This is a genomic window from Pedobacter antarcticus (assembly GCF_900112985.1).
GTDB lineage: Bacteria > Bacteroidota > Bacteroidia > Sphingobacteriales > Sphingobacteriaceae > Pedobacter > Pedobacter antarcticus.
Genome location: NZ_FONS01000006.1, coordinates 18,301 through 31,173 on the forward strand (window position 1 = coordinate 18,301; position 12,873 = coordinate 31,173).

General features: G+C 38.8%; 12 protein-coding genes. 8 read left to right on the top strand and 4 right to left on the bottom strand.

Going from position 1 to position 12,873, the window contains the following annotated elements:
* The first annotated feature begins 336 nt into the window (after positions 1 to 336).
* The 7 genes from lpdA (at position 337) to BM192_RS13175 (ending at position 7,907) form a co-directional block, all read left to right on the top strand.
* The gene (lpdA, locus tag BM192_RS13145; protein ID WP_037444049.1) at positions 337 to 1,725 is read left to right on the top strand and encodes a dihydrolipoyl dehydrogenase; all 1,389 of its coding nucleotides are present in this window, start codon (positions 337 to 339) and stop codon (positions 1,723 to 1,725) included.
* A gap of 99 nt (positions 1,726 to 1,824) precedes the next feature.
* The gene (locus BM192_RS13150; protein WP_037444051.1) at positions 1,825 to 2,664 is read left to right on the top strand and encodes an MBL fold metallo-hydrolase; all 840 of its coding nucleotides are present in this window, start codon (positions 1,825 to 1,827) and stop codon (positions 2,662 to 2,664) included.
* A gap of 55 nt (positions 2,665 to 2,719) precedes the next feature.
* On the top strand, positions 2,720 to 3,523 hold the full coding sequence (locus BM192_RS13155) for a metallophosphoesterase family protein (protein ID WP_037444053.1): 804 nt from the start codon (positions 2,720 to 2,722) through the stop codon (positions 3,521 to 3,523).
* The gene (locus tag BM192_RS13160; RefSeq protein WP_051760200.1) at positions 3,489 to 4,088 is read left to right on the top strand and encodes a hypothetical protein; all 600 of its coding nucleotides are present in this window, start codon (positions 3,489 to 3,491) and stop codon (positions 4,086 to 4,088) included. The genes BM192_RS13155 and BM192_RS13160 overlap by 35 nt, the downstream gene beginning before the upstream one ends.
* A gap of 332 nt (positions 4,089 to 4,420) precedes the next feature.
* Positions 4,421 to 5,281: a sigma-70 family RNA polymerase sigma factor gene (locus tag BM192_RS13165; RefSeq protein WP_037444054.1), complete on the top strand. Its 861-nt coding sequence runs from the start codon at positions 4,421 to 4,423 to the stop codon at positions 5,279 to 5,281.
* A gap of 87 nt (positions 5,282 to 5,368) precedes the next feature.
* Positions 5,369 to 6,817: a glyceraldehyde-3-phosphate dehydrogenase gene (locus BM192_RS13170; RefSeq protein ID WP_037444056.1), complete on the top strand. Its 1,449-nt coding sequence runs from the start codon at positions 5,369 to 5,371 to the stop codon at positions 6,815 to 6,817.
* A gap of 154 nt (positions 6,818 to 6,971) precedes the next feature.
* Entirely contained in the window at positions 6,972 to 7,907 is a 936-nt protein-coding gene (locus tag BM192_RS13175; RefSeq protein ID WP_037444059.1) for a M20/M25/M40 family metallo-hydrolase, read from the top strand.
* A gap of 53 nt (positions 7,908 to 7,960) precedes the next feature.
* Here the strand turns inward: BM192_RS13175 and BM192_RS13180 are convergent, their stop codons facing one another.
* Genes BM192_RS13180 through BM192_RS13195 form a run of 4 tightly spaced genes read right to left on the bottom strand, consistent with a single transcriptional unit; the run spans position 7,961 to position 11,432 of the window.
* Positions 7,961 to 9,604: a S41 family peptidase gene (locus BM192_RS13180; protein WP_170844857.1), complete on the bottom strand. Its 1,644-nt coding sequence runs from the start codon at positions 9,602 to 9,604 to the stop codon at positions 7,961 to 7,963.
* 39 nt (positions 9,605 to 9,643) lie between these two features.
* Positions 9,644 to 10,249 (bottom strand): hypothetical protein, encoded by a 606-nt coding sequence (locus tag BM192_RS13185; protein WP_037444063.1) that lies wholly within the window; start codon positions 10,247 to 10,249, stop codon positions 9,644 to 9,646.
* A 19-nt stretch (positions 10,250 to 10,268) separates the two neighbouring features.
* Positions 10,269 to 10,778, bottom strand: a complete 510-nt coding sequence (locus tag BM192_RS13190; protein WP_037444065.1) for an ATP-grasp domain-containing protein — start codon at positions 10,776 to 10,778, stop codon at positions 10,269 to 10,271.
* A 3-nt stretch (positions 10,779 to 10,781) separates the two neighbouring features.
* Entirely contained in the window at positions 10,782 to 11,432 is a 651-nt protein-coding gene (locus tag BM192_RS13195; protein WP_037444067.1) for an ABC transporter ATP-binding protein, read from the bottom strand.
* Positions 11,433 to 11,564: 132 nt separating this feature from the next.
* Between BM192_RS13195 and sucC the strand changes: the two genes are divergently transcribed.
* Positions 11,565 to 12,755, top strand: a complete 1,191-nt coding sequence (gene sucC / locus BM192_RS13200; RefSeq protein WP_037444070.1) for an ADP-forming succinate--CoA ligase subunit beta — start codon at positions 11,565 to 11,567, stop codon at positions 12,753 to 12,755.
* The last annotated feature ends 118 nt before the right edge of the window (positions 12,756 to 12,873 follow it).

Sequence of the window (12,873 nt, forward strand, 5' to 3'; positions counted from 1 at the left end):
TGTTTTGTTTTGATGTAATATTAGTTATGCCGGCAAAAGTAGATATTAATTTTACAAGGATTTAGCTTTCAATGTTAATTTATTATTAAGTCTGTCAGAATTTTATCAACATTTAACATCAATTATATGGAGTTAACAAACACTTAATCAGTAGCTTGATAGAAATATCAGGATTTACCTATAAATTGCATGCCGGATATTGCTTAATAACCCGCACCTATCCCGGCATATGATGAAATATATTCTCAGGAATTTCCCTGCCAAAATTAAAAGACGTGCTTAATCAACATTTTTTTTATTTTTGGGCGTTTACTATTTAATTTCCCTTAGAAAGATATGAACTACGATGTAATTATAATAGGTAGCGGTCCTGGCGGATACGTTGCAGCGATCAGAGCTTCACAACTGGGTTTAAAAACTGCTGTTGTAGAACGTGAATCCCTGGGAGGCATTTGCCTGAACTGGGGTTGTATTCCAACTAAAGCGCTGTTAAAAAGTGCCCAGGTATTTGAATATATCAATCACGCAGCTGATTACGGTATTAAAACTGCTGCTCCGGAAGCTGATTTTGCTGCTGTGGTTAAACGCAGCCGCGGTGTGGCAGACGGAATGAGTAAAGGCGTTCAGTTTTTAATGAAAAAAAATAAAATTGATGTCATCATGGGCACTGGTAAAGTAAAGCCAGGTAACAAAGTTGAGGTCAAAGGTGCTGATGGTTCCCAAAAAGAACTGACTGCCAAAAATATTATCCTGGCGACGGGTGGACGTTCCAAAGAATTACCAAGCCTGAAACAGGACGGTAAAAAAGTAATTGGATACAGACAGGCAATGGTTCTTCCTGAGCAACCAAAATCTATGGTTATTGTGGGTTCTGGTGCAATTGGAGTAGAATTCGCCTATTTCTATGCAACTATGGGTACAAAAGTGACTGTAGTTGAGTTCCTGGATAATATCGTTCCTGTAGAAGATGAAGATATTTCGAAACAACTGTTAAGAAGCTTCAAAAAAGTAGGGATAGATGTAATGACTTCTTCTAGTGTTGAATCTGTAGACACCAGCGGCGCTGGCTGTAAAGTTCAGGTTAAAACAGCGTCTGGTATGCAGACTTTAGAATGTGATATCGTTCTTTCCGCAGCCGGAGTTGTAGCTAACATCGAAAATATTGGTTTAGAAGAAACAGGAATTAAAACTGAAAAAGGAAAAGTTGTTGTTGATGAATTCTACAATACTTCGGTAAAAGGCTATTATGCTATCGGTGATATCGTCGGCGGACAAGCCCTGGCACACGTTGCCTCTGCAGAAGGTATTATCTGTGTAGAAAAAATCGCTGGTCAGAGCCCTGAACCTTTAGACTACAACAATATTCCGGGCTGTACTTACTGTACACCAGAAATTGCTTCTGTAGGGTACACTGAAAAAGCAGCCAAAGCTGCCGGCTACGAGTTGAAAATTGGTAAATTCCCGTTCTCAGCTTCTGGTAAAGCAAGTGCTGCTGGTGCTAAAGATGGATTTATTAAAATGATCTATGACGCAAAATATGGCGAATTACTAGGTGCCCATATGATTGGCGCCAATGTAACCGAAATGATTGCTGAAATTGTAGTTGCCCGCAAACTGGAAACAACAGGACATGAAATGCTGAAAGCAGTTCACCCTCACCCGACCATGAGTGAAGCAATTATGGAAGCCACTGCTGATGCTTATGGCGAAGTAATTCACCTATAATATATTCAGACATTAGCTTTTAAAGCTTACCTTATCGAAACCTGCTGAACTAATCAGCAGGTTTTTTTTTATTTTTACCTGAACCTAATCTACCCGCATATGCAACTACATACAATTGACACAGGCTTATTTAAACTGGACGGAGGTGCAATGTTTGGTGTCGTGCCAAAATCTATCTGGCAAAGAACAAATCCTGCAGATCAGAATAACATGTGTACCTGGGCCATGCGCTGCCTGCTTGTTGAGGAAGGCAACAGACTTATTTTAATTGATACCGGTATAGGACAAAAACAGGATGCTAAGTTTCTGAGCCATTTCTATCTTCACGGAGATGACACCCTGGATAAATCCCTTGCTAAGCTAGGCTTTAACCGTGATGACATTACAGACGTATTCCTAACCCACCTGCATTTTGACCATTGCGGCGGTGCTGTGGAACTTGTGGGTGACAAGCTGAGACCGGTATTCAAAAACGCAGTTTACTGGAGTAATGAAAAACATTGGGAATGGGCCGTTCATCCGAATGCAAGAGAAAAAGCTTCTTTTCTGAAAGAGAATATTATGCCGATTCAGGAAAGCGGACAGCTGAAATATGTTGACCAGCAGGAAGGTGTCATTTTTAGCGAAAACTTTAAAGTGCGCTTTGCATTCGGGCACACTGATTCGATGATGATTCCGCATTTAAATTATAAGGGAACCAATATTATTTACGCAGCAGACCTTCTCCCTTCCACAGGTCATATTCCTTTACCTTATGTAATGGCTTATGATATGTTTCCGATGCAGACCTTAATAGAGAAACAAGCTTTTCTGGAAGAGGTTGTTAAGGAAAATCATATTATTTTTCTGGAGCACGATCCGGTAAATGAATGCTGTACGCTACAACAAACAGAGAAAGGTATTCGTCTGAGAGACAGCTTCAAACTGACTGATATATAATTTTAGTCAGGATGTAGCTAAGGTTTTGCTACCTTTGCAAGGTTAATTCCTTGTTATGAAATTAAAACTAATACTACTCTTAATACCCATTTTCATATTAAATGGCTGTGAATATGATGAATTCAGCCCCAATCAGAAGTTCAACAGTAAGACTCCTAAAGAGGTAAATAATACTCAAATTGCCACACTGCCTGAAAAAAAACCCGGAAGCAGAATACGTATCGCTGTTTCCGGCGACACGCAGAGAAAGTACAAAGAATCTCAGGAGTTCGTAGACCATATCAATAGTCGCAATGACATTGATTTTGTAATTCTGAATGGAGATATTTCCGATTTTGGCCTATTGCTGGAATTCGAAGGTGTATACAATATATACAGCAAACTAAATGTCCCGTTTATTTCCGTTATCGGTAATCATGATCAGGTCGCAAATGGTTTCGAAATTTACCAGCGCATGTTCGGACAAACAGACTTTACCTTCAATTATGCTGGTGTAAAATTTGTGTGCCATGATTCGAACAGTCGCGAACATGCCTTTAACGGCACCATACCAGATCTAACCTGGTTAAAAAACAATATGGTAAGAGATGCCGGCCAGTCTGGTATAGTCGCATTCTCTCATGTCCCTCCCACTGATGCAGATTTTGATCAGAAACTCCGCCCGGCTTACGAAAACCTAATGAACAGTACTCCTGGTGTTCTTGCCTCTGTACACTCTCATCAACATGCTCCTGATATCATATACAGAAAGGACGATCAGGGAATACCTTTTATTATAACTAATGCTATTGTTAACAAAGCATATACTCAACTCACTATAGAAAATGGAAAGATCGATGCGCAGGCTGTGTTTTTTTAGTATATTCTTAATATTCTTATCAGGAAAGTTATCCGCCCAGGAAAAATTTCTTAAATCTATTACCCCCGATAACATAGGCTTACAATACGCAGGTAGCATCGGTTATATGAGTCTGGGTGTCGGCTATAACCTTTTTAAAGAAAAGACAAACCTCAGCTTTCATTATGGATATGTACCTGAAATTAAAGGTGGTGAATTACATATTGCAGCTGTTAAGTTTGAATATAAACCTTTCGCTATCAGAATCAGTGACAAGATCGTTTTCCACCCGGTTAATCCGGTAATTTTCGCTTCTTACACGTTCGGGAAAAACTTCGGATTTAAATTTGACAGGGATATTTATGCAAAAGGATATTATTTCTTGTCTCCGGCGCTTAGGGAGCATCTTGGCCTAAGTTCAGAGATCAAGATACTCGGAGATAAAACAAGTAAAATTAAATCTATAAGTCTGTATGCTGAAGCTAACACAAACGATCTTTACCTGATTAGCTGGTTCGAGAACCGTACAACGACACCGCTTCCATATATTTTTCAAATGGGATTTGGCGTCAGAATGAATTTTTAACTTGTATAATATCTTGACATGCTATGACAACAAATATTATATTAGATATAATTATCTCAGATAATTGTCATAGTTATATAATTAATTTATAACATTACTATTAAAATTAAGTAAAAAATATCATTCTAAGCATTGGTAATCAATATTTAAGAAACATTTCCCACGTCTTTGTGTTATAACTGACAAAATGCATTTGGAATAATTTTTGCTATCCAAGTCGAGTACAATTAAAGTTCGTAAACTGTAACATTTTCAGGAATTTATGTTTAAAAATTGCCTTTAAATCCTTACTTTTGCACGTTCAAAACACATAAAGAGCACCAAGCATATAAATGAGACAACTCAAAATTACCCAATCCATAACCAATCGCGAAAGTCAATCGCTGGACAAATATCTTCATGAGATTGGTAAAGTAGATCTGATCACAGCCGAAGAAGAAGTTATATTAGCCAGAAAAATTCGTGAAGGTGATCAGGCAGCTTTGGAACGATTAACAAAAACCAATTTACGTTTTGTTGTATCGGTAGCCAAGCAATACCAGAACCAGGGATTAACTTTAGGTGATTTAATTAATGAGGGAAATTTAGGTTTAATTAAAGCTGCAAAACGTTTTGATGAAACCAAAGGTTTTAAATTCATTTCTTATGCGGTATGGTGGATTCGTCAGTCAATTCTGCAGGCTATTGCTGAGCAGAGTCGTATTGTCCGTCTCCCTTTAAATCAGGTTGGTTCACTAAGTAAAATCAGTAAGGCATTCTCTAAACTTGAACAGGAATTTGAACGCGAGCCTTCTCCGGAAGAACTGGCTGAAATCCTGGAAACTACTGTAGATAAAATATCTGATACGCTGAGTAATTCAGGCCGTCACGTATCTATGGATGCTCCTTTTGTTCAGGGTGAGGAAAACACTTTACTGGATGTACTGGAAAATCACGAACCTAATACTGACAGCAGTCTGATTAATGAATCACTGTCTGAAGAGATTAAACGTTCCCTGTCTACATTAACTGAACGTGAGCGTGAAATTATCGTGTTATTTTTCGGATTGAGTACTAATCACCCGCTCTCGCTTGAGGAGATAGGTGAGAAATTTAACCTGACCCGTGAGCGTGTCCGTCAAATTAAAGACAAGGCTTTACAACGTCTTCGTCACACTTCAAGAAGCAAAATTTTAAAATCATATCTGGGTTAATCTTAAACCCTAATAATCGGATATAAAAGATTGGGTTTCACCCAATCTTTTATACTTTTGAGGCATTCTAACCAAATATGCCTTATTATGTTCAACAAGTACCAGTCCGAGTTCCAAAACTGGATTGAAAAAGAAAAAAAAGCTGTCCAGCTTCTACAAATTGTCGGACAGTTATGGTTCGACAGATCCATCGAACTTGTCCTATTCCGCAAACCACTTTTTGATGTAGGCAGCAGCGAAATTCTCGCCTGTCACCAGTATGCGAAAGAAATTTCAGGCAAAGACATCAATATCTATGAGACGCTGGAACTTGCAAAAGAAATTGCTTCATGCAGTATTGCGCCTTCGAGAATAGATATTGGACGTCTGACTACGGAATGGCTGGATGAAAATAATCAGTTTGCCACGCAACATGATTTTGTAATCAGTAAACTCAGTTCACATATCGGTCATGACAAGATTAGCCTGCAGCCTAAAGATGTAGTTCTTTACGGATTTGGTCGTATCGGAAGACTCGCTGCCAGGGAGCTTATTTTACAAGCTGGAAAAGGTGAACAGCTAAGACTTAGAGCCATTATTACCAGGACTTATAGTGACGAAGAACTGATTAAGCGTGCCGAGCTGCTAAGAACAGATTCAGTTCATGGTACATTTAACGGAATTATAGTGGAGGACTTTCAAAATAGAGCGCTAATAATTAATGGCCAGACAGTCTGCTTTATTGAAGCAAAAGATCCTGAAGATATCGATTATACTGCATACGGTATTCAAGATGCTTTGTTAATTGACAATACCGGAGTATTCAGAGACCGCGAAGGGCTTAGCAGACATCTTTCAGCTAATGGTATCTCCCGCGTCTTATTAACGGCACCCGCGAAGGGAGATGTACCGAATATAGTCGCAGGAATTAACGACGCAGATTTTGACCTGGTAAATGAAAATATCTTTTCAAATGCATCCTGCACAACCAATGCAATAGTTCCCGTACTTAAAATTATTGAGGACGCTTATGGAATAGAAAAAGGTCATATCGAAACAATTCATTCCTATACAAACGACCAGAATCTATTAGATAATTACCATAAAAAATACAGACGCGGGCGTTCGGCTGCACTGAATATGGTAATTACCGAAACCGGGGCAGATAAAGCAGTCGCTAAAGTTATTCCTCAGCTGGGGGGAAAATTAACGGGTAACGCGGTTAGGGTTCCTACCCCAAATGTGTCTCTTGCCATTCTCAATATCTCATTAAATCAGGTTAGCTCAAGAGCAGAAATTATTGATCTGCTTAAGCAGGCATCTTTGTTTGGCAAGCTTAGCGAGCAAATCGAATTTTCCATCTCTAACGAATTGGTGAGTTCTGATCTGATCGGCAACAGTCACGCAGCTATAATCGACGGTCCAGCGACCATTATGGCTAAAGATAATAAATCGGTAATTATCTATGCCTGGTATGATAATGAGTACGGATATACCAGACAGGTAATCCGTCTGGCGAAAAAACTCGCTGGTGTTGTGAGACTTACTTATTATTAGAATTAAATTCGTGTGTTTTTTATAAGCAGGCCCCCGGCCTGCTTTTTTATTGGCAATAATTTTATTCCTCCTTATTTTTATAACTAAAACCATACTGTCACTAATTTGTAATATATTAGGTAAAAGAATAAGGAAATTAACACTGTCTTTACTTATGAAATTATTTTTAATCCTTCCATTAGCCCTCACCCTAAGCTGCAATGCCGTCAAAAAATCTAATCAACCTGCAAATGCAAATCAATTATTAAAGGACGTCAAAGTCTTATCTTCAGATGCATTTGAGGGGAGAAAAACTGGTACGAAGGGTGCAGAATCAGCAAGAAATTATATCATAAAACGGTTTAAAGAAATTGGTGTAATCCCTTTTTCAAAGTACTCAAATTTCCAGCAGGCATTCACGTTTAAAGGAATTGACAATCCTGAAATTGAAGGGAAAAACGTAGTTGGATATATCAAAGGAAATACAGACCAGGTAATCGTCATCACCGCGCATTACGATCACCTGGGAGTCATTAATGGCAGAATTTTTAACGGCGCCGATGATAATGCTTCCGGTGTAGCCGGTCTGCTGAAAATTGCTGCACACTACGCAAGGGCTAAACCTAACCATACTTTAATATTTGTAGCTTTTGATGCAGAGGAATTTGGTAAGAAGGGTTCAGAATATTTCGTTGATAATGCTCCTGTTAAACTATCTGATATTAAATTAAACATTAATCTGGATATGATCAGCCACAACGATAAGGGTGAGTTATATGCGTCCGGCACGTATAAATATCCACAGCTTAAGAATTACATTATTTCTACCATTCCAGATTTAAAAATCTTGTTTGGGCATGACAATCCTAAACTTGGAATTGACGACTGGACCAACATGAGCGACCAGGCTGCATTCAATGCTAAAAACATTCCATTTATATATTTTGGAGTAGAAGATCATCCGGATTATCATAGAGCTTCAGACAAATTTGAAATGATTAATCAGCAGTTTTTTATTAATGCAGCAAACGGCATCCTTGAAATAACAGATAACTTTGATAAAGACCGCCCGGTAGAAAAAACTTACAGGGATCAGCTACAATCTTTCTGATCATAAAAAAAGGAGAGCGGTTGCTCTCCTTTTTTATTGCTTTTTATTTACAGCTATTTCGCCATTTTATATCGTTTATCTATCATACCATTAAACTCACTATGCGGATTAACCGGCCTTGACTGCTCCGCTTTAAAAGTGGATGTCATGATCTCACGACCCCTGATATTCATCGTAGCACCCTTCCTACTAACTGATCCTGCCGGCGCTAGTAACTGTAAAGCTCTGGCAAGGTAATCCTCCTTCGAATCTCCAAATTCATACCTTGGATCATCGAACTCAGATAATACATCTGGTAACATGCCGGAAAAATAACCACCTTCATTAAGTGCATTTTTGGTTTCGAACATTGAAAAATAGACATCATAACGATTCTCTATAGTCACAGGAAAAAATCCGACAGGCTTACCAAAAGTGGTATCCCCGACTAGTTTCACATTCATATAAGGTTTCAAGCTATTAATTAGCAGCTCACTGGCAGACGCTGTATTTTTACTGACAATGAAAACTACATTTGACACTGTATTTAAACTTCCTTTTTTAGCGAAATAAACATTATTATCCGGACTGTCCTGCTGATAATTGAGATTAGCATAAGTATAAACTCTCCCATTCTGCGTCTGAATTTTCCCATTTTCATCCAATAGAGGTTGATTAGCCAATATTTTAGCTTCTCCTTTTTGCATAGTCTGGTTAAAAATCTCGGTGTACATTTTTTTGCCGTTCGTAGCAGCAGGAGCGATCAGGTTGGCCAAATAAGCGCTGGTATTAATATAACCGCCGCCATTATACCTAAGATCTACAACCAAATCGGTAATGCCCTGAGTGCTGAATTCCGCAAATACCGGATCTAGATTGATGTCATTATTTCCCTTAAGATCAGATATCTCTGAAAACCTGGCGAATGCCAGGTATCCTATTTTTTTACCCGAGCGCTCTATAATTTTACTGGTATAAACCGGGCTGCTTTTATAAGATTTTTTCTCAAGTGTCACTGAAAAAGGCTTGCTATCTTCAAAATTAACACCCGTCAGGATAACAGAAGCCCCAGTTAAAGCACTGGTAACCTGGGCTTTTTCAGCACCATAGCTCGCTCCTACCGGCTTTCCGTTAACGGTCTTTATCTGCCAACCCCTTTTCACGCCTGCAGCTGCGGCAGGAGAACCTGGATAAACTGCTGTGATAAATAACAAATAACTGCTACTTTCTTCGGCGCCTGATGTAAAAAAAACAGGTCTTATTCCAAAATCAAAGCCATTACCTTCCAAATCTACATTAGCAGTTTTAGTAGCAGAAACAAAACTCGGATTTGATTTGGTTAGATCGTCTATATAGGAGTATTTTGGAAAGCCATCTCCGTAATATTCGTAGGGTATATTGGTTTGCGGATTAATCTTTAACTGCGTTAATGCGTAAAGTGCATCATCATAGCTATTTAAAGGATCTGATTTACCTAGATACTGTCTTGGATTGAAGGTCTGATAATCGGGAATCACATCATTCCAGTAATAAATTTGCTTAGCATAATAATATAGGGAGTCCAGTGTGAGCTCTGTTCTGCTGCCCACTGGCGTAACCGGATCCGGCTCTCCTCTATCTTCGATTGAACGGTCTTTCTTGCAAGCTGTGCCTAAGCAAATACAAACCAACAACACCATGTAACGGGGAAAGTATCTAAGGTCTTTCCTGATTTGCATATCCATATAATTATCAATAGGTTGACAGGATTAAGGTAGTCAAAGTTTAGATGTAGGCAAAAAATTTATTTCAGCCTGATGATTATCATCTACGACCTCATTTTCACTTACAACACATAATAGTTCAGCAGCCTGCAATCCATGTTCGGCTTTAATTAACGCTAAAGTCTCCGGAATGGTACCATGTGCTGTATCTGCACTGAAATATACTTTCAAATACGTCTCCAGACCATGCCATTCCATTTGTCTTACTTTATTTAACTGCATTACAGGATCGCCTTGCAATAAAAGGAAAAGCGGTTTCCCGGCAGCATGCACTTCCTGCATAAAGTCCAATACCTTTTTGAACAACATTAACTTTAATGGTAGCCGGGCAGTCTGATGCAATAAACCATAATTCTTCAGATAGGTCTGAGGAATGCCGAATTTAGCTGCCGTAAGTTCAAATAAGTTTTCAGGCCCGTCTTTCTCATAGGAGTCTTTCATCCAGCTGATTATCGCATTCCCATCCATTTGCTCGTTATATTCCATGAACTGGGCAAACAAATAGTATACCTGTAGCAGGTAATCTTTTTCGGGATAGATCACATCATCTAAACCCAGTACAAATCCTTTATAATTATCTACTGACAGATTACTTTTCATATTAAGTTTATAATTTTTTCTACTGCCCGATCTGCAGCAAATATGGTACTAAACTATCCTGCTGATTCTCCAACTGAAATACACCGTTCAGTGCTCTTTCCAAACCAAGACTTTCAAGCCTGGAGTTTAATTCCGAATCTGAGCAGTAGATTAGTTTACTTTCGTTAAATACAGCCCATGCTATTGCATGAACTAAGCCGCCTTGTTTAATATATTCACCCGACACTGTTCTTTCCGGAAGAAAAATCTTGATATTGAATTCTTCAAAAAGCAATACAGAACGCAAAAGCGGATCTAATTCGAAATCATAAAGAGGCACCAGACATTCTACCTGCAGATCCAGACAGTGTGTGAGCAAATTATGTGCAATGACTGTATCGTTTCTTTCGCCCAGACTAATAAACTGGTATTTTGCAGAAGTAAATGCAGGAATTGAGCCGTAATCGGCCAGGATGAGGTTATCGGCAGCAAAGGCTTTAGAGACCTTTAGCGCCTGGGCAGATTTTCCGCCGGTAATTAATGTTTTCAAATTTTATACGATTAAACCGTCTTTCATGGTGACAACCCTGTCACTAATTTCAGCGAGGTCTTTATTATGGGTAACAATTACAAAAGTTTGTTGAAAATTATCACGCAGTGTAATGAAGAACTGGTGCAGGCTATCGGCATTTGCGGAATCCAGGTTTCCCGAAGGTTCATCTGCCAAAATAATAGCCGGACGGTTAATCAATGCCCTGGCCACGGCTATCCGTTGCTGCTCTCCTCCTGAAAGTTGATTTGGTTTATGACTTGCCCGGTCTTTAAGACCAAGAAGATCTAATAGCTCCATTGCATAGTTTTCACTTTCTCTCTTACTCTTTTTCGCTATAAAGGCCGGAATGCAGATATTTTCCAAAGCGGTAAATTCGGGTAGAAGGTGGTGAAACTGAAAAACAAAACCGATATTTTTATTTCTGAATACACTTAGCTCCTCTCCATTGAGCTCATGAAGTCTGGCACCATTTAATTCGACAGTACCTTCATCTGCTTTATCCAGTGTGCCCAGTATATGAAGCAAGGTACTCTTACCCGCACCTGAAGCACCGATAATACTGACGATCTCTCCTTTAGCGATCTCAAAATCTACTCCTTTAAGAATTGGCAGATTCCCATAAGCTTTTTTTATACCTGCGGCTTTTAGCATCCTGCAAACTTACAAAATTGACTTTATAATTGTGTACAGCTGAATTGTAGCCTTTTTTCTACATCATAAAAGGGAGAATAAGTTTTTAAAACCAATCTGAAATTGTAGATTTGGATCAAATTTTTTCAGCAAATGAATATACACGAATATCAAGGTAAAGAAATACTTAAAAGTTTTGGTGTTGCCGTACAAGAAGGCATCGTTGCCGAAACTGTTGAGCAGGCTGTAGAAGCTGCAAAAAAAATGAAAGCAGACTACAACTCTGACTGGGTAGTGATCAAAGCGCAAATCCATGCTGGCGGTAGAGGAAAAGGTGGAGGCGTTAAATTGGCCAAAAACCTTGATGAAGTTACACAGAGAGCTACTGATATTTTAGGTATGCAGCTGGTAACACCTCAGACAGGCGCGGAAGGTAAAAAAGTTAATAAAATTCTGGTCGCACAGGATGTTTATTATCCAGGTGCATCTGAAACCAAAGAGTTTTATATCAGCGTATTATTAAACCGTAGCAGTGGAAGAAACATCATTATGTACTCTACCGAAGGTGGAATGGATATTGAAGAAGTTGCTGAGCACACACCTCATTTAATTTTCAAAGAAGAAATTGATCCTAAAGTTGGTCTTCAGGCTTTTCAGGCGCGTAAAATCGCTTTCAACTTAGGCTTAAGCGGTGGCGCTTTCAAAGAAATGGTGAAATTTGTGACTGCGCTTTACAAAGCGTATGATAATACAGATTCTGCAATGTTTGAGATTAACCCTGTTTTAAAGACATCTGATGACAAAATCATCGCAGTTGACGCTAAGGTTGACTTAGATGAGAACGCTTTATACCGTCATCCGGACTACGCAGCAATGCGTGATAAACTTGAAGAAGATCCTACCGATGTTGAAGCTAGTGAATCTAACCTAAACTATGTAAAACTTGACGGAAACGTTGGCTGTATGGTTAACGGTGCAGGTCTTGCTATGGCTACAATGGATATTATTAAAATTGCAGGTGGTGAACCAGCAAATTTCCTGGATGTAGGTGGAACAGCTAATGCACAAACAGTTAAAGCAGGATTCAATATTATTTTAAAAGATCCTAACGTAAAAGCTATCCTGATTAACATATTTGGTGGTATCGTTCGTTGTGACCGTGTTGCACAAGGTGTTATTGATGCTTATAAAGAAATTGGTGATATTCCAGTGCCAATTATCTGCCGTCTTCAAGGTACAAATGCTGAAGAAGCTAAGAAGTTAATTGATGAGTCTGGCTTAAAAGTATTTTCAGCGATTGCATTAAAAGATGCGGCTGCTCTTGTTACTCAAGTTTTAGCTTAATTCGTATAGTTCTAATTTTATAGATTAAAAACCGGTTGTTAAGACAACCGGTTTTTTTTATGCTTGAAATTTTCCAAAAAAAAAGATCCTCAGCCCTGAAGCCGAGGATCTTTAACCA

What these genes read in the sequence shown, in the direction of transcription:
- lpdA (WP_037444049.1), top strand. Translation starts at nt 337, where the DNA reads ATGAACTACGATGTAATTATAATAGGTAGCGGTCCTGGCGGATACGTT.
- BM192_RS13150 (WP_037444051.1), top strand. Translation starts at nt 1,825, where the DNA reads ATGCAACTACATACAATTGACACAGGCTTATTTAAACTGGACGGAGGT.
- BM192_RS13155 (WP_037444053.1), top strand. Translation starts at nt 2,720, where the DNA reads ATGAAATTAAAACTAATACTACTCTTAATACCCATTTTCATATTAAAT.
- BM192_RS13160 (WP_051760200.1), top strand. Translation starts at nt 3,489, where the DNA reads ATGGAAAGATCGATGCGCAGGCTGTGTTTTTTTAGTATATTCTTAATA.
- BM192_RS13165 (WP_037444054.1), top strand. Translation starts at nt 4,421, where the DNA reads ATGAGACAACTCAAAATTACCCAATCCATAACCAATCGCGAAAGTCAA.
- BM192_RS13170 (WP_037444056.1), top strand. Translation starts at nt 5,369, where the DNA reads ATGTTCAACAAGTACCAGTCCGAGTTCCAAAACTGGATTGAAAAAGAA.
- BM192_RS13175 (WP_037444059.1), top strand. Translation starts at nt 6,972, where the DNA reads ATGAAATTATTTTTAATCCTTCCATTAGCCCTCACCCTAAGCTGCAAT.
- BM192_RS13180 (WP_170844857.1), bottom strand. Translation starts at nt 9,604, where the DNA reads ATGCAAATCAGGAAAGACCTTAGATACTTTCCCCGTTACATGGTGTTG.
- BM192_RS13185 (WP_037444063.1), bottom strand. Translation starts at nt 10,249, where the DNA reads ATGAAAAGTAATCTGTCAGTAGATAATTATAAAGGATTTGTACTGGGT.
- BM192_RS13195 (WP_037444067.1), bottom strand. Translation starts at nt 11,432, where the DNA reads ATGCTAAAAGCCGCAGGTATAAAAAAAGCTTATGGGAATCTGCCAATT.
- sucC (WP_037444070.1), top strand. Translation starts at nt 11,565, where the DNA reads ATGAATATACACGAATATCAAGGTAAAGAAATACTTAAAAGTTTTGGT.